Source organism: Acidaminobacter hydrogenoformans DSM 2784 (assembly GCF_900103005.1).
Classification (GTDB): Bacteria; Bacillota; Clostridia; order Peptostreptococcales; family Acidaminobacteraceae; genus Acidaminobacter; species Acidaminobacter hydrogenoformans.
This window is the reverse complement of sequence record NZ_FMWL01000014.1, coordinates 45,883-66,116: the sequence shown is the minus strand read 5'-3', so window position 1 is coordinate 66,116 and position 20,234 is coordinate 45,883. Positions and strand designations below refer to the sequence as shown.

17 protein-coding genes and 1 other annotated feature are annotated in these 20,234 nt (G+C 50.6%); all 17 genes read left to right on the top strand.

All coding sequences use genetic code 11. From position 1 onward, the window contains the following. The first annotated feature begins 229 nt into the window (after positions 1-229). Positions 230-604 carry a holo-ACP synthase gene (gene acpS, locus BLP63_RS12060; RefSeq protein WP_092591916.1) on the top strand — a complete coding sequence of 125 codons (375 nt, stop codon included), beginning with the start codon at positions 230-232 and terminating at the stop codon, positions 602-604. 9 nt (positions 605-613) lie between these two features. After that, the gene (locus tag BLP63_RS12055; RefSeq protein ID WP_092591914.1) at positions 614-2,161 is read left to right on the top strand and encodes an NAD(P)H-hydrate dehydratase; all 1,548 of its coding nucleotides are present in this window, start codon (positions 614-616) and stop codon (positions 2,159-2,161) included. Between the two features lie 113 nt (positions 2,162-2,274). Next, positions 2,275-3,459, top strand: a complete 1,185-nt coding sequence (alr, locus tag BLP63_RS12050; protein ID WP_092591912.1) for an alanine racemase — start codon at positions 2,275-2,277, stop codon at positions 3,457-3,459. A gap of 91 nt (positions 3,460-3,550) precedes the next feature. Further along, a complete protein-coding gene (locus BLP63_RS12045; RefSeq protein ID WP_092591911.1) occupies positions 3,551-3,883 on the top strand; it encodes a hypothetical protein in 333 nt (110 codons plus the stop codon). Beyond that, complete coding sequence (locus BLP63_RS12040; RefSeq protein WP_092591909.1) at positions 3,870-4,247, top strand: type II toxin-antitoxin system PemK/MazF family toxin; 378 nt, start codon at positions 3,870-3,872, stop codon at positions 4,245-4,247. The genes BLP63_RS12045 and BLP63_RS12040 overlap by 14 nt, the downstream gene beginning before the upstream one ends. Before the next feature lie 31 nt (positions 4,248-4,278). Then, positions 4,279-4,812 (top strand): hypothetical protein, encoded by a 534-nt coding sequence (locus BLP63_RS12035; RefSeq protein ID WP_139159824.1) that lies wholly within the window; start codon positions 4,279-4,281, stop codon positions 4,810-4,812. Positions 4,813-4,866: 54 nt separating this feature from the next. Continuing rightward, positions 4,867-7,071, top strand: coding sequence for a DUF5693 family protein (locus BLP63_RS12030; RefSeq protein ID WP_092591905.1), 2,205 nt, complete (start codon positions 4,867-4,869; stop codon positions 7,069-7,071). Further along, a complete protein-coding gene (gene csaB, locus BLP63_RS12025; RefSeq protein WP_092591903.1) occupies positions 7,058-8,164 on the top strand; it encodes a polysaccharide pyruvyl transferase CsaB in 1,107 nt (368 codons plus the stop codon). Before BLP63_RS12030 ends, csaB begins: the two co-directional genes overlap by 14 nt. A 4-nt stretch (positions 8,165-8,168) precedes the next feature. Further along, positions 8,169-9,005, top strand: coding sequence for a WecB/TagA/CpsF family glycosyltransferase (locus BLP63_RS12020; protein ID WP_092591901.1), 837 nt, complete (start codon positions 8,169-8,171; stop codon positions 9,003-9,005). Between the two features lie 122 nt (positions 9,006-9,127). Further along, complete coding sequence (locus BLP63_RS12015) at positions 9,128-9,958, top strand: transketolase (protein WP_092591899.1); 831 nt, start codon at positions 9,128-9,130, stop codon at positions 9,956-9,958. Continuing rightward, complete coding sequence (locus BLP63_RS12010; protein WP_242870898.1) at positions 9,951-10,898, top strand: transketolase family protein; 948 nt, start codon at positions 9,951-9,953, stop codon at positions 10,896-10,898. Before BLP63_RS12015 ends, BLP63_RS12010 begins: the two co-directional genes overlap by 8 nt. Before the next feature lie 165 nt (positions 10,899-11,063). Next, positions 11,064-11,305: a binding site (T-box leader), on the top strand. Between the two features lie 80 nt (positions 11,306-11,385). Further along, entirely contained in the window at positions 11,386-11,607 is a 222-nt protein-coding gene (locus BLP63_RS12005; RefSeq protein WP_092591897.1) for an ACT domain-containing protein, read from the top strand. Between the two features lie 18 nt (positions 11,608-11,625). Continuing rightward, on the top strand, positions 11,626-12,630 hold the full coding sequence (gene ilvC / locus BLP63_RS12000; RefSeq protein ID WP_092591895.1) for a ketol-acid reductoisomerase: 1,005 nt from the start codon (positions 11,626-11,628) through the stop codon (positions 12,628-12,630). Between the two features lies 1 nt (position 12,631). Beyond that, positions 12,632-14,284 carry a dihydroxy-acid dehydratase gene (gene ilvD, locus BLP63_RS11995; RefSeq protein WP_092591893.1) on the top strand — a complete coding sequence of 551 codons (1,653 nt, stop codon included), beginning with the start codon at positions 12,632-12,634 and terminating at the stop codon, positions 14,282-14,284. Positions 14,285-14,296: 12 nt separating this feature from the next. Then, on the top strand, positions 14,297-15,988 hold the full coding sequence (ilvB, locus tag BLP63_RS11990) for a biosynthetic-type acetolactate synthase large subunit (RefSeq protein WP_092591891.1): 1,692 nt from the start codon (positions 14,297-14,299) through the stop codon (positions 15,986-15,988). 234 nt (positions 15,989-16,222) lie between these two features. After that, positions 16,223-17,398, top strand: a complete 1,176-nt coding sequence (gene rpsA, locus BLP63_RS11985; RefSeq protein ID WP_092591889.1) for a 30S ribosomal protein S1 — start codon at positions 16,223-16,225, stop codon at positions 17,396-17,398. A 198-nt stretch (positions 17,399-17,596) separates the two neighbouring features. Next, positions 17,597-20,176 (top strand): Lon protease family protein, encoded by a 2,580-nt coding sequence (locus tag BLP63_RS11980; RefSeq protein WP_092591887.1) that lies wholly within the window; start codon positions 17,597-17,599, stop codon positions 20,174-20,176. Positions 20,177-20,234 lie beyond the last annotated feature (58 nt).

Genomic DNA, 20,234 nt, shown 5'->3' with positions numbered 1-20,234 from the left:
GGTTGAGCGTGGTGCTTTTAAGGCGCCTTGTGATCCGCTTCCTTTTCTTTGTGTCAAAGCCATGGTTGGAAAAATCAGGCTGTGAACATCCAGCAAGAATCGATATACAAATAAATCAAAAAAGATTATACTATAGGGGGAAATTTTGAGTCCTGAATTTGCAGAAAACCTGAATGAAACATAGACAAAAGGTATATTATAGAAGGCTTTGGATTGGGGAGGGATTGTGATGCTGGTCGGAATAGGCACTGATTTGATTGAAATTGACCGCATTCGGCGCGCGATCACACGAAATGAACGTTTTTTAGCGCGTGTCTTCACTGAGGAAGAGCGGATTTTTTTTGAAGCCCGGGACATGGAGGCGGCCACCATTGCCGCCAATTTCGCCGGAAAAGAAGCAGTCCTGAAAGTTTTGGGAACTGGCATCAGCGGGATGTCCTGGAAGGATATTGAGGTTTTGAGACAGTCATCCGGCAAGCCTTTTATCAGGCTGTCCGGGCGAGCCGCGGCTCAGGCTGAGCAGCTCGGCATGGGTGAGATTCTGATTTCGCTCTCCCATTCAAAATCCCACGCCCTTGCATTCGCTATAGGCCAAAGGAGGTAGTCCATCATTATGAGATTGGCTATGAATTATCAGATGCAGCAGATCGACCGAAAGGCCATTGACGAATATGGCATTCCGAGCATTGTACTTATGGAGAACGCCGGAAAGGTCGTCGTGGATGAAATCCTTAAGATGAGGGACCAATACCAGAAGGTTGTCATTGTCTGCGGTCCGGGCAACAATGGCGGAGACGGGTTTGTCATTGCCCGGCACCTCTATAACTTGGGCGTGACCGTCAAGGTCTTTGTAGTTGGGGAAATATCTGAGCTGAATCACGACGCTATGCTGAATTACTCAATCCTGAAAAAACTTGAGTTCAAAATTGATGAAATTAATGATGACTCCAGCATGCTGGCTTTTGAGCGCTTTCTCAGACCAGGGAATTTAATAGTGGACGCTATATTTGGTACGGGGATGTCCAGGGAAGTTGGAGGCATATATCTCAGAGTGATTGAAGCGATCAACGAAATGGCCCATCAGGTACTTTCTGTGGATCTGCCTTCGGGCATTGACGGCAATACGGGCCATGTTCTGGGAACGGCCATTGAAGCGGACAAGACCGTCGCGCTGGTCATCCCAAAGGTTGGAAATATACTGTTTCCGGGGTCTGATTACAACGGCGAGGTCATCATCAAGGGTATTGGGGTACCGGATATTATAATTGAACGGGTTGGGATCAAATACAACCTGATCACAAAAGACATCATAGCGCCTCTGGTCCCCCACCGAAAGCGGAACTCTCACAAGGGAGATTATGGGAAAGGTCAGATTATCGCGGGTTCCATAGGTATGGCCGGTGCGGCTATTTTGGCTTGCAGAGCAGCCCTCCGGAGCGGTATGGGCCTGTTGAAGCTCTACATCCCTGAGAGCCTCAATACGCTGATTACGACCAGCATTCCTGAAGTGATAACCGTACCACTGTCAGAAGTGCGCCGCGGGGTCATTGGCATCACCAATTTTCAAAAAATTATTGAGGATTGCTGCTGGCCGGATGTCATAGCCGTTGGGCCTGGCTGCGGGGTCAATTCTGAAATTTCAGAGCTTATCAAACGGCTGCTTAATGAGTCCGAAGTACCTATGGTCATTGACGCGGATGGGATCAACGCGCTGTCGAAAAGCCTGCACTGGCTGGAAAACAAAAAATGCCCGGTGGTGCTGACGCCACATGTTGGAGAGATGTCAAGACTGACTGGACTCAGCGCAGAGGAAATCAACGGGGACCCCATTGGAACTGCTGTACGTTTTTCTAAACAATGGAAAACCGTCACGGTCCTTAAAGGTGCCAGGAGCGTTATCGCTACGCCAGAGGGCGAGGTCTTTGTGAACACCAATGGCAACTCCGGCATGGCCACGGCGGGAAGCGGCGACGTTTTGACCGGCGTGATCACCAGCATGATCGCTCAAGGACTGGATCCTGTTGGGGCTGCGGTTCTTGGCGTTTACCTCCACGGCCGGGCCGGGGACATCATGGTGGCTGAGCGCGGGGAGCACGGTCTGCTTGCGGGAGATCTGGTGCTTGGACTTACCAAAGCTATTCGAGAGCTGGTTGAGGCTTAGTGGACCACAGGCCTACCCCTTATAACGAAATAAGTGAGCAGTGTCAGTAAAAAACAGCGGTGCCTGCAGAACTGTCATACATGGCAAATATTCAGCGAAACGGAGGCAAATTCATGGTCGATACACATCAAATTCCAAGACCCGTCTGGGCAGAAATTAATCTTGAGCACCTGGCGCACAATTTAAGAGAAGTCAGGCGGTTGACAAAAAAAGAAGCCATGGTCATGGCAGTGGTCAAAGCAGACGCTTACGGCCACGGTGCGGTGGAATCCTCCCGAACCCTGCTTGAGGCGGGGGCGGACAGACTTGCCGTCGCTGTACTGAACGAAGCGCTTCAGCTTCGTCAGGCGTTTCCGGAGACGGAGATTATGGTACTTGGTTTTACACCAGCCCACCTTTATGATGCGGTTGTGACAAACGGCATTATTCAGACCATTTACAGTCTGCAGCACGCTTTGCCGCTTTCTGAAGCTGCGGTCAGGCACGGCAGGGAAGTGCGGGTCCATATCAAGCTGGACACCGGGATGCACCGGATTGGAATGCCGGCAAATGAGGCAACCATTAAGGAAATCCTGGAGATTGCGAAGCTCCCCGGTCTTGTTATTGAAGGCATTTTCACCCACTTCGCCGTCGCGGACGAGGTGGATAAGGCTTATACAATGGGTCAGGTCGAAAAGTACAATTTTGTCGTTCGGGGACTGGAAGCCGGCGGCTTGACGATTCCAATCCATCATGTCTCCAATAGTGCAGCCATAATTGATCTGCCGGAGCTGAACTTCAATATGGTGCGTGCGGGGATTATGCTTTATGGCCTTTATCCATCGCCGGATGTCCTTAAAGACCGGGTGGTACTGAAGCCCGTCATGAGCCTGAAGGCCTGCCTGTCCCATGTCAAGACGCTGGAAGCCGGCAGCGGGATCAGCTATGGCCTGAAATACATCACTCAAGGCAAAGAAGAAATCGCCACAATGCCTTTGGGCTATGCCGATGGTTATACGCGCATGCTCAGCGGCAAGGGCGAGGTCCTTTTCAAAGGGGCGCGGCGTCCGCTCACTGGCCGAATCTGTATGGACCAGTGCATGTTTGATGTCAGTGGCCTCAGCGCTAAACCGGGTGACATCGCAGTCCTGTTTGGTTCAGACGGTGATGGAAACGAACTTCCGGTGGAAAATCTCGCGGATAAACTGGGCACGATCAATTATGAGATCGTCTGTATGATCGACAAGCGTGTACCAAGGGTCTATGTGAAAAATGGAGAAATCACTGCTGTCAAAGATTACGTCTCAATGATCCGGTAGTGCTTCGTGCACTGCAAGACTTTACGAATCCATCCGGATGGTGTAAAATAAGTTGAATCCATCCCCCATGTCATACAGGAGGTGTTCAGAAGTGGGCGAAGAGGTCATAGGCACGCAAAGCGTAAGTTTCTGCCGAACGAGGCTTGAGTATCCGGAAGACATCATTGACGATATCAAGAATGATCCGGACATAAAATGCTATTATGAAAATGACTTTGTCGTATGTTTCGAAACGCGCCTTGAGAGCATGAGAAAGCTTCTCGAAGAGAAGGTTTTCGAGCTCGAGAGCGGTTATGAGAACATGGCCAGCTTCAATCTGGACTACTGCGAAGTCGGCTTCCGTTGTGACAACTGCACGTACGAACGTTACGAACACATGCTTGAAGAAGACGGAGAAGACGAGGACGAAGATGCCTTTTTCTAATGTCAAACGCGGTGATGTCTTTTTCGCTGATTTAAGTCCAGTCGTAGGGTCCGAGCAAGGGGGGCAAAGACCTGTACTGATTATTCAGAACGACGTTGGCAACAAATACAGTCCAACGGTGATTATATCTGCGATCACGGGCAAAATCAGCAAGGCAAAGCTGCCCACTCACGTAGAAATTTCAAAGGATGAGCTAGGTCTCGTCAAGGATTCAGTCGTACTTCTTGAGCAGATCCGGACTATTGATAAAAAAAGACTGATTCAAAAGCTTGGGGCACTAAGCCCCGAAGTCATGGAAAGAATTGACGTGGCTTTAATGGTCAGCTTAGGTTTATATGAACTTGGCGGAGGCGTCCGGCGTTAGCTGGAGGCCTCTCACATTGGGGGTATCCTTCTTGAGCAAGACAGTTAAAAACCTCGGGCACATGGCAATTGGCGCCGTCACGGTGCTGGCACTTTTTGGAGCAGTATCTGTCGCGACTTCCGGTGATCCCGGCACTTCTACTGATCCGGTGGTTACAAGGAGCTACGTCGAAGAAAGACTATCAGAAATTGAAGATGCCTTTGTTAAAGATCTTAATGCGTTATCCGACCAAATTGAAGCATTAGAGAGCAGCTCAGGCTCTGGCACGACCGCTCCGGCGCCTGGAGCGCCGCCGGCGTTTGTGGTGGTTGAGCTTGAAGAAGGCAGTACAGTCGTCTTTGGTGAAAATACTCAGGTCATCCTCCGTGGGGGCTCCGCGACGGCGATCGCGGCTGAAAATGATCTCCCGGATGTCACCGGGGGCGCGGGGCTTGGTATGGGACAGAAGATTCCTTTAAACCATCTCATCATTATTCCTAAAGATGACGGCAGAGGCATGAAAATCAATGCCCGTACCTGGCTGATGATCTCCGGCAAGTATTCAGTGACGGGGCCGGCTCAGTAATACGGCAGGCGAAGAGGCAGCTGCCCTGAAGCCAAACGAGGAGAGTACGAAAGCATGAATAAAACATTGAAGAAAATACTGGTGATTATGATGGCCCTGAGCTTGATCGCGACGGGCCTTCTCGGTGTGTCCAGAGCAAGAGCGGAACGGGCGGCGAGAACTGTAGATATAGTACTGGACTATGATGAATTTTTCGAAATGGCACAGCAGTCGGAAATGTCCTTCGAAGCATGGATGGCGTTTTTTTCTGAACAAGGTGTGAAGCATGTTGCCTTGAACGAAGAAACCTTGAAGAGCTTAAAAGCCCAAGGCAAGCCTCTTTCGTATTTCACCCAGCTGGAGTTCGTTTCCCGCAGCCATTGGGCACTTGGACTTCCGGAAATGCTAATTTCAGATCTGGAGAGCAGCCGGACAGACAGGTACGACCTGGTGGCTGAGACCTCGGACCCAGAGCTCGCAGCCTTTATTGAAGCTGGACTTAGGTCAAGGGTAGGACCGTCGTTTTATAAATCCTACAGCAATGCGCACACAACCTGGTTTATCATAGATGGCACTGTGACACAGGCGCTATTCGAGACGGGGCGCATTATAACAGCCGCAGACGGCAAGGTGGTCGAGAGGCCGGATGTATACGCGGGCAGTCTCCTCGACCGCATTGGTATAGGTTATGATACTAAGAAGATTGAAGCAGTCCGGGACGGAGGGCTCGAAGTCCTGCCCCGTCCAATCAATAATCCGCTGAATCCTACACTGGCGCTCAAAGCCTTTGAAGCGGATTTCTCAGCGTATGGGTTTGATACATCCTATATTATTTACAGCGGTCAGGAAGTCATAGGCTATGACGGGGAAGAGGTCATGTCCATGGACCGGCTGATTCAGTCTCTGGACAGGCTGGGGCTGTCGACCAGCCTCATTGAAGCGGGCAATCAGCTGGGCCACGTCGAGACCCGGGGTGCGGATTACGTGGCAGAAAACAGTCAGTTCAATGCGGTTAGAGTCTTCCCTGTAGTCCGCTATATCCAAAAGCGGGTGGGCATGTATAATTACGAGGGCTCAGAGGAAATTGAAAATACGCTTTACAGAGCCATAACAGAGCGCAACATTCGGAGCATTTACATGAGGCCGTTTCTTGAAAATGACCGGGTTTACCTGACAGATCAGGACGAGTATGAAAGAATGTTCTCCTCTCTGGAGAGGCGTCTGGAAGCTCATGGATTGACCTTTGGGGAGCCTGGAATCATGGCCTTCAACGCGCCGCCCCTTATACTTAAAGTCGTTTCAGCTATGGGCCTCGCAGCCGCGGTGGTTTGGCTCCTTGCACAACTTTTCAGGATTTCGCTGATTTTAGGTGCTGCCTTTGCGGGCCTCGGAACCATTGGTGCAGCAGGTGCCCTTTATATTGCGCCCAATTTGTCAACCACGCTGTTGGGATTGTCCTCCAGTCTTATTTTTCCCGCGGTTTCAGTCTTCATTTTATTGGATCAGCTTAAAAAGCTTTACGACCGGAAGTCAGCGCTCAGTGCTTCAGGCATCCTTGTCAGAGCTGCGGCCCTGTTGGTCGTGACTTTTGTGGCATCCTTTATAGGTGGATACTATGTAGGCGGGTTCCTTTCGTCATCCTCTTACCTGCTGGAAATGGAATTTTTCCGAGGTGTCAAATTGTCTTTGGGAGCGCCTGTCGCCGTGGCCGCAGTCCTCTATATCTTAAAGTTCGGCTATGGCCGGAAGTCGTCTGCTGAACAGGCGGCTATCAAAAGCAGCAGTGTTTACTGGAAGGATTTACTGGCCTTCCTCGAAGCCAGCATAAAGATTAAACACATTGCAATCCTGGGCGCTGCAGGTGTCGTCGCTTATGTCTACATTGCCAGGTCCGGTCATGAAACTGAGCTTCAACCTTCAAATCTGGAGATGATTTTTAGAAATGCCCTGGAGCAGATGCTGTTGGCCCGTCCAAGAACCAAGGAATTCCTTATGGCGTTCCCGGCGGTTATGATGGTGACAGCACTGGCTGCGAAAAAGAAAAAAGTCTTTATTCTGCCGCTGGTCCTCGTTGCTTCACTGGGGTACTCCTCCATTGTAAACACCTTTTCGCATCTCAGATCTCCGCTGTATTTGTCCACGGCAAGAGAACTGTACGCGCTGGGGCTCGGGGTTCTGACAGGTGCTGCCGCCGTGCTTCTTGTGCTCGCCCTGGATAAGTGGCTGATAGAGGGACTTTATCTGAAGTGGCAAAGGAGCCGTGACAATGAGCAGGCATAATCTTCTGATTTCCGGCTATTACGGCTTTGGCAATATTGGGGATGAAGCCATTTTGGATACCATGGTAAAGCGGATCCAAAGTGCGGTGCCTGAAGCTGAGCTTACAGTTCTCTCCGCGAATCCTGAAAGGACGCGGTCTCTATATGGCATACGGGCGGTTGAGCGCGCCAGACCACTGAAAGTCCTCAGGGCAGTTTGGTCATGTGATACCCTCATCAGCGGTGGTGGAAGTTTGATCCAGGACGTGACAGGCAGACTGAGCATCCATTATTATTTGATGATTCTCATGGCTGCCAGCTTGCTTGGGAAAAAGGTCATGGTCTACAGCCAGGGGATTGGGCCAATTCAAAAACCGGTAAACCGCGTTTTAACAAAGTGGGTCTTGAACCGTGCCGACATCATAACCGTCAGGGAAGAGAATTCCAAGAAAGATCTCATTCAGATGGGCATTCGGTCAGAAAAGCTTTTTGTAACGGCGGATCCTGTTATTGACATGGCGTGTCCGGGCAAGGCTCTGGGGGAAAATCTTCTGAAGGCAGCAGGGCTCAATGAAAACTCAACCCAAAAGCGTGTCGCGTTTGCGCTGCGGTCGAAGGATTTCAGAGAACAGGGCGCGTATGACGCGCTTTGTGAAGTCGTTAACGCGCTGCTTCGTGAGCGCTGCGCCGTTATTTTCGTACCCTTTCATTTTTCAGAGGACCTGGAAGTGATCCGGCGCCTGAAAGTGGATTTTGGAGACAAGATATATACCTTGGTGGAGCGTCATGCTATTCAGGAGATCCTCAGCGTCATACACAGTATGGATCTTTTGGTGGGCGTCAGACTGCATGCCCTGATTTTCTCGGCGGTCGCGGGAACGCCACTGCTTGCCCTGTCCTATGACCCCAAGATAGATTACTTCATGAAGGCCATTGGTCAGTCCACCTTTGGACCAGTGAACGCTTTTAGCCCTGAGACATTGACGCAAGAGATTTTATTCAGGCTCGAAAAGACAGAGACAGATCGCGCAGCACTCATCTCAGCAGTTGAAGATCTTAAAACCAGACTTGATATCAATGAGCGCGAACTTGTGAAATTGCTGGGAGGAAAGTAAGCTAATGTCAAATGAAGCGATTAAAATACTTGGTGTGCGTGTCGATAAAGTAAATCCAGCGGAAGCCTATAATAGATTTTTGCAGCTGATGGATATAGAGGCACTGTCCATGATTTTTACGCCTAATACTGAGATTGTGATGATGGCACAACAGGATAAGGCATTGAAAGCGATCCTCCGTGAGGCAGATCTCGTGGTGCCGGACGGGATTGGGCTGGTCTATGCTTCAAAGCTTCACAAACTGGGGCTGGAAGATCGTGTGCCTGGCATAGAACTGATGGATCGAATTTTGAAATATTGTCATACGACAAAACGATCCATCTACATTTTAGGTGGAAAACCCGGGGTGGCTGAACGGGCAACAGAAGCGATACTGAAGGAATACCCCTGCATAGAATCCAAGGGGTTCCAGGATGGTTATTTCAAGCCTGAACAGGAACTAAAAATCATAGACCGCATCAACGAGCTCAAGCCGGATATACTTTTTGTGGCTATGGGCGCACCTAAACAAGAAAAATGGATCTACAAGCACCGAAAAATACTTAATGTTAAAATCGCCATGGGCGTTGGGGGCAGTGCTGACGTGTGGGCTGGAACCGCCAAGCGCGCGCCGGCGTTTTATCAAAAAATGAATTTGGAATGGCTGTATAGGTTACTTAAAAACCCGAGCCGTATTGGTCGGATGATGGCACTTCCCAAATTTATGCTGACAGTCATGCTCAGCAGAGATTTCAGCAAAGCCTACACGCCAAAGCAAGAAGAACCTAAAACGAGCTTAAATGGTGTTCATAGGGAAGTCTATGAACAAGCTGATCAGGAAAAAAGTGCTTCGCGGCGCTAAAACCAATCAGTCTCAGGCAGGCTGGGAAACTTGTTGTCATAGTAAATACAAGCAAACAACATCCGTTTTGACAGGGCAAAAAAGCCGCTGATCACACTCAAGAAGAAGCAGGAGGTACAGACGTGTCGCACCAAAGCGCTGATTTACAGAACATTTCGCGTCAGATCCGAAAGGACATTATTCAAATGACGCATGCCGCAAAATCCGGACATCCTGGTGGATCTTTGTCTGCAGTAGAAATTTTAACGACACTATACTTTGACGAAATGAATATTGACCCTTCAGAGCCAAAGCGGGCGTCGCGGGATTTATTCGTCCTCTCGAAAGGCCATGCGGCACCGGTGCTTTACGCGGCACTGGCAAGACGGGGCTATTTTGATCCAGCGGAGTTGCTTACGCTCAGACAGCTGGGGTCGAGGCTTCAAGGCCACCCGGATATGAAAAATATACCGGGGGTTGAAATGTCGACAGGCTCTCTTGGACAAGGCTTTTCAACGGCCGTAGGGATGGCGGTTGCGGCCAGGGTGATGGGAAATTCGCGCCGCGTCTACGCGCTGCTGGGAGATGGCGAGCTCAACGAGGGACTCATCTGGGAAGCCGCTATGTCCGGCGCGCATTACAAGCTGTCCAATCTGACAGCTATTCTTGATTTCAACGGTCTACAAATTGACGGAACCAATGATGAGGTCATGTCAGTCTCGCCGGTGGACCAAAAGTTCAGGAGCTTTGGCTGGAATGTCATCATGGCGGAGGGGCATGATTTTGATGATTTGAAGCGAGCCTTCAAAGAAGCCAGAGCTTGTAGTTCTGCGCCATCGGTGATTCTCGCGAAAACTGTCAAGGGGAAAGGTGTCTCCTTTATGGAAGACCAGGTCGGGTGGCATGGCAAAGCGCCTTCTGCAGAGGAAATGGCCCGCGCGATCGAAGAATTGGGAGGTGCTGAGCATGTCTAAGCCTTCAGCTCAGAAAAAAATGGCGACCAGGGAAGCCTACGGAGAAATACTGGCATCCTTGGGTGAGAAGTACCCTGAAATTGTTGCACTGGATGCGGATCTCTCCAAATCCACGAAGACAGATGTCTTTGCGAAGAAATATCCGGAGCGTTTTTTTGATATGGGCATTGCTGAGCAGAACATGATGGGGGTCGCAGCGGGCATGGCGGCGTCAGGTCTGAAGCCATTCGCAAGTACCTTCGCAATGTTTGCGGCAGGTCGCGCTTTTGAGATCATCCGCAATTCCATCTGCTATCCGAATTTAAACGTGCGGATCTGCGCGACCCATGCCGGCATCACAGTGGGCGAGGACGGCGCGTCCCATCAGGCGATCGAAGACATAGCGCTTATGCGGGTGCTTCCTAATATGACTGTGCTTCAACCCTCAGATGGGGTTTCGGCCAAAGCGCTGATTGAAGCGAGCCTTAAAATTGACGGACCGGTTTACGTACGTCTTGGACGCTCAGCGGTTCCAATCCTCTACCCAGAGGACGCAGCCTTTGAAATAGGCAAGGCAGCTGTGCTTCGCGAGGGGATAGACGTGACTCTGATCGCCACAGGCATCATGGTCAATGAGGCGTTGATAGCTGCCGAGGCGCTTTCTGAGCAAAATATTTCAGCCCGGGTTCTGGACCTCCACACGATCAAGCCACTGGACACGGAGGCTGTATTAAAAGCTGCCAGCGAGACCCAGCTGATTGTTACCGCGGAAGAGCACAGCGTCATTGGTGGCCTCGGGTCAGCTGTAGCTGAGGCTGTCTCTGAGGGGTGCCCGGTCAAAGTGGTCCGCATAGGCATCAAGGATACCTTTGGCGAGTCTGGTACACCGGAGGCGCTGCTTGAAAAATATGGCCTGACAGCGGCACATCTCGTGAAAGCTGTCGTTGAGAATTTGAAATAAACTTTTATGAGGCAGAGGAAGTGACCATGGGCTGAAAGCCATGGACACTTCTTTTCTGCCTCTGTTCCATTAATTTTATAAAAAATTGTGACGATTATGTAAAAAAGTCAACTTTCTTGTGTTGACAATCAATTGTTCATTCAGTATAATCCATTTAATACCTGATTAAATGCGTTGAAGGAGAGCTTCAGCGGCAATGGTCCTTTCAGAGAGTCCGTCATAGGGTGTGAGACGGGTAAGGGTCGCCGGTGAAACATCGCTCCGGAGCTTCCGGTTCGAACTAACAGTAGACCGGTACGGTTGTCCCCGTTAAAAGACTGGAATTCGCGACGTTGCTCGCCGATTCGAAGAGGCGGTTTTTTAACCGTAAAGTAGAGTGGTACCATGGGGAATCCCCCATCTCTACGAGCCGTGGCGCTCGTGGTGGTGGAGGGTCTTTTTTTATACCCGTAAGGCGCCGGTGAAAATAAGACAGGAGGTTATTAAAATGACGAAGAAACTTCATGCAAAAGTCGATCATGGTGTAGATGGATTGATCCGCGTCCTCAGCACGTTGAGAAGAAGAGAGTTCGACGTCGTCGGCGTTGAGATGGAGGAGCACGAAGGGGCCCTTTGGATCACACTGGACGCGCCGGACCAAACGACGGACCGCGCTCTTGATCATGTCAGAAAACTCTATGGCGTCCATGACGTCCGCTGGGTTCGATAAAAAGGAGGAAATATTAAAATGGCAAAGATGTATTACGAAAACGAAATTTCTAAAGAAGCACTCGCAGGTCAAACGGTGGCTATCGTTGGTTACGGCAGCCAGGGTCGCGCTCACGCCATGAACCTTAAAGAGAGCGGATTCGATGTCGTGGTTGGTCTCTATGAAGGCAGCCCATCCGTTAAGCGCGCTGAGGCAGATGGTCTTAAAGTTATGAGTGTTTCTGACGCGGCACGTGCTGCAAATGTCGTCATGATCCTCGTTCCTGACGAGCGTCAGAAGAAGGTTTATGATGAGGGTATTGCTGAGCACATGACTGCAGGAAAATCCCTCGTTTTCGCGCACGGCTTCAATATCCACTTTGGCCAGATTGTCCCGCCGGCGGATGTTGACGTTTACCTCATTGCGCCAAAAGGCCCAGGCCACCTGGTCAGAAGAGTCTATGAAGAAGGCCGTGGCGTTCCTGCCCTCGTAGCGATTCATCAGGACGCTTCAGGCAAAGCCCTCGACAAAGCCCTCGCTTATGCTGCCGGTATTGGCGCTGCAAGAGCGGGTGTCCTCGAGACAACTTTCAAAGAAGAAACTGAAACGGACCTTTTCGGTGAGCAGGCAGTGCTTTGCGGTGGCGCTACAGAGCTCGTCAAGGCTGGTTTTGATACCCTCGTTGAAGCGGGTTACCAAAAAGAGATCGCTTACTTCGAGTGCCTCCACGAACTTAAACTGATCGTTGACCTCCTCTACGAGGGCGGCTTCGAGAACATGCGCTTCAGTGTCAGCGACACGGCTGAATACGGCGACTACATGATTGGCAAGCGCATCATCAACGAGAATACCCGTGCTGAAATGAAAAAGGTCCTTTCTGAAATTCAAAATGGCGATTTCGCAAGAGCTTGGATTGAAGAAAACGAAAAGGGCCGACCGATCTTTAATAAAATAAAAGCTGCTGAACTTGAGCATCCGATTGTTGAAACAGGCAAGAATCTGCGTTCTATGATGTCGTGGATCAAACAGTCGGAGGTGAAATAAAGTGAAGAGCTCCGCTATGAAGAGCGGTGTGGAGAGAGCGCCACACCGCTCTCTTCTCAAAGCCCTTGGCCTCACCAATGAGCAGATCGAGCGTCCGCTCGTCGGCATTCTTCATGGCCACAATGAAATCGTACCCGGTCATACCCACCTCGACAAGCTGGCGCTGGCAGTTAAAGAAGGCGTTTTGATGAATGGCGGCATGCCTATAGCAGCGCCGTTTATTGCTGTGTGCGACGGGATCGCCATGGGCCACAGAGGCATGCGATACAGCCTTCCAAGCCGCGAGCTGATCGCTGACTCCATTGAGACTATGGTGATTGCCCACGCGTTTGATGCCCTCGTCATCATCCCGAACTGCGACAAAACGGTTCCAGCTGCTCTTATGGCGGCGGCGAGACTCGACATCCCAACTGTTATCGTCAGCGGCGGCGCTATGCTCGCCGGCAAGACCAAGTCAAAAGCGACGGATCTCACAACTGTGTTTGAGGGCGTTGGCCGCCACGCACAGGGCGGTATGTCGGAGGAAGAAATCGACGAGCTTGAAAACAGCGCATGTCCGACTTGCGGCTCCTGCTCCGGCATGTTTACCGCAAACTCCATGAACTGCCTCACGGAAGCCCTCGGTATGGGTCTCCCGGGCAATGGCACTATTCCAGCGGTTTACGCAGATCGTACGCGTCTGGCGAAAATGGCCGGCGCCTCAGTTATGAAGCTTTACGAAGAAAACAAGACGCCAAGCCAGATTATGACACCTCAAGCCTTCGAGAATGCCCTTGCAGTGGATATGGCTCTGGGCGGTTCCAGCAATACCATTCTTCACCTGACGGCGATCGCGGCTGAATTCGACTTGGTCCTCGACCTCAAAAGGGTGGATGAAATCAGCAAAAGTACGCCAAACCTTTGCCGTTTGAGTCCAGCAGGCCCGTATCATATTGAGGACCTTCATGAAGCCGGCGGCATCAGCGCTGTCATTAAAGCCCTCGGGGCCATTGATCGCTTTGATTTGTCGCAGCAGACCGTGGACGGCAACTTCGAAACCCGTGTCGCGAAGGCTAAACAGCCAGATGGCAAGGTTATAGCGACAACGGATGCGCCTTATCTGGATCAGGGTGGGATCAAGGTCCTGTTTGGGAATATTGCGCCGGAGGGTGCGGTCGTGAAACAATCGGCAGTGTCTCCAAAGATGAGAAAATTCGAAGGCCGGGCGAGAGTCTTTGACTCTGAAGAAGCGGCAACGTCAGCACTCCTTTCTGGAAAGATCGTAAAAGGCGACATAGTTGTCATCCGCTACGAAGGACCAAAAGGCGGCCCGGGCATGCGCGAAATGCTCGCGCCAACCTCTACCCTCAGCGGCCTCGGACTTGACGAGCACGTCGCCCTTCTGACGGACGGACGTTTTTCCGGAGCAACTCGTGGCGGCGCAATTGGACACATTTCACCGGAAGCTTATGAAGGCGGTCCTATCGCGTTTGTCGCTGAAGGTGACACGATTGCCTTCGATCTCGACAAGGGAACGCTTAACGTTGACGTTGAGCCTGAGGTTTGGGAAGCGCGCAAGGCGAACTGGGAAGCGCCGGACAGACCGGTTACCGGCTATCTTAAAAAATACAGGGCAAGCGTCTCTTCAGCATCCAAGGGCGCGATTTGCCGTTAGGAGGAACCGCTTGTGAATGGCGCGGAAGCAATTATCAAAACACTTATTGACGCCGGTGTCGGAACCGTTTTCGGTTATCCGGGGGGCGCGGTCATACCGCTCTATCACGAGCTGTATAAATACCAGGATCAGATTCATCACGTACGACTCACCCACGAGCAGCATGTCGTGCACGCTGCCGATGGTTACGCAAGAGCCACCGGCAACGTGGGGGTCTGCTTTGTCACCTCAGGACCAGGCGCGACCAATACAGTCACGGGGATCGCGACGGCTTATATCGACTCAATTCCTTTAGTTGTCCTCGCAGGTCAGGTCCCAAGCGGGCTTCTCGGCCTTGACTCCTTCCAGGAGATCGACATCACCGGCATCACAATGTCCATCACCAAACACAATTCGCTGGTGCGTTCCATGAAGGATCTCGTTCCAACGCTGCTTGAAGCGATTGAGATTGCGACTTCGGGCAGACCTGGACCGGTTCTGGTCGACATTCCAAAGGATTTCTTCCTTTCAGAGTGGTCCCCTGAAATCTCAAGAGAGGTTGCCAAGACTCAAGAGACGCTGCGGAGCCTCGATGAAGCTCAACTTGAAAAGGTTGCGGCGCTTTTTGAAAATGCGAAGAGGCCACTGATTTACGCTGGTGGGGGTGTCAGGCTGTCAAAGAGTGAGCCAGAGCTTATGAGGCTGGCTGAAAACCTGGACGCGCCCGTTCTCAACACGCTGATGGGCCTGGGCGGCTTTCCAAGGAACCACAGGCTGTCCTATGGTCTCGCTGGAATGCATGGCTCAAAAATTGCCAACCGAATGATGAACGAGGCGGATGTGATTGTGACCATAGGCGCGCGATTCAGCGACCGGGTCATTGGCGATCCTAAAAGGTTCGCCCAGCAAGCCAAAATTATTCATTTGGACGTGGATCAAACCGAAATAGACAAAAACATTCCAGTGGCATTATCCCTTGTAGGGGATGTCAAGACCATGGTTGGCCAGATTGTTGAAAAGCTTGGTGTTCGCCGGCATGAAGCCTGGCTTCAGGAAATTGAGGCTTACGAAAAGCCTGCCTATAAGAATCAGTATGCCCTGACGCCGCAAAGCATCTTTGCCGCTCTGAACGACCGGATGGATGAAAATACATTATTCGCGACAGATGTCGGACAGCATCAAATGTGGGCAGCGCAGTACCTCGAATTCCAGGGCATCAGAAACTGGGTGACTTCAGGTGGGCTCGGGACCATGGGCTTTGGACTCGGGGCGGCAATTGGCGCCAAAGTCGCTTGCCCGCACAAAAAGGTCTTTCTGATCACCGGTGACGGCAGCTTCAGAATGAATATGAATGAGCTGGCATCGCTGGCAGAGCACAAGATTAAGCTGGACATTGTTCTGCTGAAAAACAATGCCCTGGGTATGGTTCGTCAATGGCAGAAGATGTTCCAAAACGGCGTCTACAGTGAAACGGATATTCACGACGTTATAGATTTCGAAAAACTCGCGAGTGCCTTTGGCCTCAAGGGCAAGGTGGTCTACGATCTGCAGGGCTTTTCTGAAGCGCTGGATGCTGCTGCGGCAGATCCGGTGGCAAACCTGATCGTTGTAGAGTTGAATTCCAACATCAACGTCCTTCCAATAATACCGCCGGGCAAATCGATCGCGGATTCCATTGAGGACTGGGAAGATTCGGAAACGCCGCCGCCGGCAGGAAGCTTGTAGCTTGGAGCCTTTGGGAATTAAAGGATACAGTTTTTAGACGAATTCACTTTAGATTTTCACACTGCAATGCTATCAAGCCGCTTTGGGCATGTCGTCAGCGACGGGCCCAAGGCGGCTTTGCTTTGAAATAACCAAAAAAATAGGGAATATTGGTCAAAAATTGGGCGAGTTTGACCAATGACGGGATGTCCTGTATAATGAGAGTATTCTGATTGATACTAAGGGGTGGAACTAATGACGGATAATGAGATGACAATGGAAGAGCTCATGGGCGATATCGATAAATCGATGACGCGCCTCAACCAGGGCGATTGTGTAGAAGGTACGGTCATTTCCAATAATGGCGAGGAGCTCGTCGTCAATTTGGAGCATATGACAGACGGCGTCATGCCAAAGAACGAAATGGATTTTGAAGATGGTTCGTCTATTGAAAGTGTTGAGGTCGGCGCTAAGCTTCGCTTCGTCGTCGTCAAAGAGGATGATGGGCAGGGCAATGTCGTCCTTTCAAGAAAAAGGGCGCTGGCGCTGGATGTCTGGGACGAGATCAACGAATCCCTCGAAAGTGGCACACCACTGAGCGTGAAAGTTTCTGAAGTCGTCAAAGGCGGCGTCGTGGGTAAATATAAAGGCATCAGATTCTTTATGCCAGCTTCACAGGTAAGACTTGAGCGTGTTGAGGACCTGAATGAAGTCATAGGCGAATCAATGGATGTTGTCGCGATTGAAGTCAGAAACAAAAAGGACTTTGTCGTTTCAGGGCGTAAATATCTCGAAGCGCAAAGAGCCTTGAAGGAAGAAGAAATTTATAAAACTCTGCAGGCGGGTGAAACCGTAGAGGGCGTAGTCAGACGTCTCGCGGATTTTGGCGCGTTTGTTGATATTGGCGGTGTTGATGGTCTGGTCCATCTGAGCGAGCTCTCATGGAAGCGCGTCAAGAGCGCTTCTGAAGTCGTTTCAGTTGGTGATCGAGTCAAAGTGACCGTGCTGAATGTCGATCCTGAAAAACGCAGAATTTCACTGCGCCTTGCGGATTATGCCAACAACCCGTGGAATACGGTCAACGAAATGTACCGCGTCGATCAGGTCGTCACAGGCGTGATCAGAAGACTTCAGCCATTTGGCGCTTTTGTGGAGCTTAGCGAAGGTCTCGAGGGCCTGGTTCATGTGTCTCAGATTTCTGATGCGCGGGTTGAAAAACCATCGGATGTACTCTCTGTAGGTCAAGAAGTCAAAGTCAGAATTCTGGGCATTGACGCTGATCAACAGCGTATTTCCCTGAGCATCAAGGCGGCCCAGGACAACGAAGCTGAGGCTTATGAAGCTTACGCTCAGCAGGAAGAGGAAGCTAATGACGCATCTGCGACTTTGGGTGATCTCTTTGGGGACAAGCTAAAGGATTTCTTGAAGTAATTTATTTGTTAATTTGAAAACAAAATCAAAATCGGCGCAATCAGGCAGTCAAATCAGATGCCTGAGGCGCCGTTTTTTTGCGTTTGGGAGAATATTAACGCTGTAGACTGGGAAATCAAATTCTTGGATTTTTCGACGACTTTGAGGTTAGCGTTGAAATAGAGGGTATAAACGAACATGTCAGGGAGGAGGACTATTATGAAAAAATTTGGACTCGAACCGCATCAATTGACCAGAGCCTGTGACTTGAACTGCCTGCCCTTTGAAACGACGGAAGAGCTTGAGCCTCTCAAGGCAATCATGGGTCAGGACAGAGCGGTAGAGGCTGTCAAATTCGGACTCAAAATGAAGCGAAAAGGTTACAATATTTATGTAGGCGGAAGCTGGGGTACAGGACGAAACAGTCTGGTGCGCCATCTTTCTGAGGCAGCCGCGAAGCTTAGAACGCCGCCAAAAGACTGGTTGTATGTCAATAATTTCAAGGTGGCCAGAACACCAATCGCCATAGGCTTACCGCCAGGTGAAGGCAAGGAATTTGTAAAGAGCATGAACTTTATCATCAGCTTTCTCAAAAAGGAGATCGCGAATGCCTTTTCGGGGAAAGATTATGAAAACGACAGGGCCGGACTTCTTCAGGAATATACGGAGAACACCCAGACCATTATAGATGAGCTCAATGAAATTGGGGAAAAATACGGCTTTCGTTTTGCACAGAATGAGCGGGGACTCATCAGCATACCGCTGAAGAACAATGAGCCCATGACGGAAGAAGAATACAGGAATTTGTCGGAGTCGGACTTTGAGACCCTTAAGGAACAATCGGCAAAACTGAGCATTGAAACCTCGGACCTTTTCAACCGGCTGCGGGGGGCTGAGGAACAGTTCAGACAGAAAATGATGGATTTGGACGCCAAGACCGGCAGGCGGATCGCGACCTTCCACTTGGCGGAGATGTTCGAAAAGTACAGGGACAACGAGGCGGTGATCCAGTATTTAAATTATCTGATTGACGACATAGTCGAGCACCTGGAGCGGTTTAAGAATGATGGTGGCGAGGAAGAGTCGACAGGTCCGCTGGCAGCGCTGATGCCAAAGAGCAGTGAGTCGTTCTTCGACCGGTATACTATAAACCAGTTCGTCAACAATGACGGCAAAGAGCAGGCGCCGGTGGTCTTTGCCTCGAATCCAACCTATTACAACCTGCTGGGCGGTATTGAATACAAGAACGAGCTCGGCGTTTTAAAAACGGACTTTACCATGATTAAGCCCGGACTTCTTCACGAGGCCAACGGGGGCTACCTGATTGTCCTTGCGAAGGATATCCTGACTATGCCATTTGCCTGGAAAGGTTTGATGAGAGCCCTTTTGGATGACGAAATCACCATTGAGTCCCTGGGGAGCCAAACCGGAGCTATTGTCTCAACGACTTTGAAGCCACAGCCTATTCCCCTTGACGTCAAGATTATCCTGATTGGGGATCAATATACGTATCAGCTGCTCTATTATTATGATGAGGAGTTCCGAAAGCTGTTCAAAGTCATGGCGGATTTTGACATTGAGATGGACCGCAGTGAAGACAATATTGATAAAATCGCGCGTTTTATCGCGAAGCATTGCCACGAGGATGGACTCAGGCACTTCAGCCGCTGCGCCGTGGGCCGGGTCATAGAGCAGAGCTCCCGCCAGGCGGATGACCAAAACAAGCTGAGCTCTCATTTGAACAAGCTGGTGGATTTGATTTATGAAGCGGACAGCTGGGCGGATGAAGACGGTTCGGAGATCGTCGAATCAAAGCACGTGGAAATTGCCCTCGAAATGATGGAAAAGCGCAACAACAAAATCGAGGAGAAAGTCCTTGAAATGTTTGAAAACGGGGATTACCTCCTGGATGTTTCCGGTGAAAAGGTCGGGGAGATCAACGGATTGGCCGTCACCGGCTCAGGGCAGTATCAGTTTGGCAAGCCTACCAAAATTACAGTGTCCACTTACAGGGGCAGGGCCGGGATTATCAATATAGAGCGTGAAGCCCGCACCAGTGGCGCCATACACGACAAAGGTGTCATGATCATCTCCGGCTATCTTGGTCACAAATTCGCTCAGGATAAGCCGTTGGCACTGACGGCCAGCATTGTGTTTGAACAGCTGTATTCTGGCATTGACGGGGACTCTGCTTCCAGCACAGAGCTTTACGCGCTGCTGTCCAGCCTGTCCGAGCTCCCAATTCGCCAATCGATCGCAGTCACTGGTTCGGTTAACCAGCGTGGGGAGATTCAGCCTATCGGCGGGGTCAACGAAAAGATCCATGGCTATTTCAAAGTGTGCAAGCTCAAGGGTTTGAATGGCGAGCAGGGGGTCATCATCCCCCAGCAGAACGTCAAGAACCTCATGCTGCCTGAAGAGATCATAGACGCTGTGAAGGCCGGTACTTTCCACATTTATTCTGTGAAGAACATTGATGAAGGCATTGAGATCCTTACCGGAGTGGAAGCAGGGGACATGAATCCGGATGGCTCTTATACGAAGGATTCTGTCTATGACAGAGTCAACAGAAAGCTTCAGGAACTGATCACACCTTCGCCGGCGGAGCTGGAAGCTCTGCGGGTGGCAAAGGCCATTAAGTCCGAGCTTGAGGAAAAAACGGTATTGGAAGAAGATCAAGGTCAAGATGAAAATGAAAGCGACAAGGATACTGAACCGGTTTCGGGTCCAGGGCCAAATCCGTTGCCGGAAGATGAACCTGAAGACGAGCCTGAGGACGACGTTGGAGATCCGGTTTAGTGCAGACCGGCTCTACGATTAAAATTTTAATTTCTTAATATGAAATGAAGCAGAGGAC

Excerpts from the sequence above, each read along its gene's own strand:
- BLP63_RS11980 (WP_092591887.1), top strand. The coding sequence starts at position 17,597 with ATGAAAAAATTTGGACTCGAACCGCATCAATTGACCAGAGCCTGTGAC.
- alr (WP_092591912.1), top strand. The coding sequence starts at position 2,275 with ATGGTCGATACACATCAAATTCCAAGACCCGTCTGGGCAGAAATTAAT.
- BLP63_RS12005 (WP_092591897.1), top strand. The coding sequence starts at position 11,386 with ATGACGAAGAAACTTCATGCAAAAGTCGATCATGGTGTAGATGGATTG.
- csaB (WP_092591903.1), top strand. The coding sequence starts at position 7,058 with ATGAGCAGGCATAATCTTCTGATTTCCGGCTATTACGGCTTTGGCAAT.
- acpS (WP_092591916.1), top strand. The coding sequence starts at position 230 with ATGCTGGTCGGAATAGGCACTGATTTGATTGAAATTGACCGCATTCGG.
- BLP63_RS12010 (WP_242870898.1), top strand. The coding sequence starts at position 9,951 with ATGTCTAAGCCTTCAGCTCAGAAAAAAATGGCGACCAGGGAAGCCTAC.
- BLP63_RS12040 (WP_092591909.1), top strand. The coding sequence starts at position 3,870 with ATGCCTTTTTCTAATGTCAAACGCGGTGATGTCTTTTTCGCTGATTTA.
- BLP63_RS12030 (WP_092591905.1), top strand. The coding sequence starts at position 4,867 with ATGAATAAAACATTGAAGAAAATACTGGTGATTATGATGGCCCTGAGC.
- ilvC (WP_092591895.1), top strand. The coding sequence starts at position 11,626 with ATGGCAAAGATGTATTACGAAAACGAAATTTCTAAAGAAGCACTCGCA.
- rpsA (WP_092591889.1), top strand. The coding sequence starts at position 16,223 with ATGACGGATAATGAGATGACAATGGAAGAGCTCATGGGCGATATCGAT.
- BLP63_RS12055 (WP_092591914.1), top strand. The coding sequence starts at position 614 with ATGAGATTGGCTATGAATTATCAGATGCAGCAGATCGACCGAAAGGCC.
- BLP63_RS12020 (WP_092591901.1), top strand. The coding sequence starts at position 8,169 with ATGTCAAATGAAGCGATTAAAATACTTGGTGTGCGTGTCGATAAAGTA.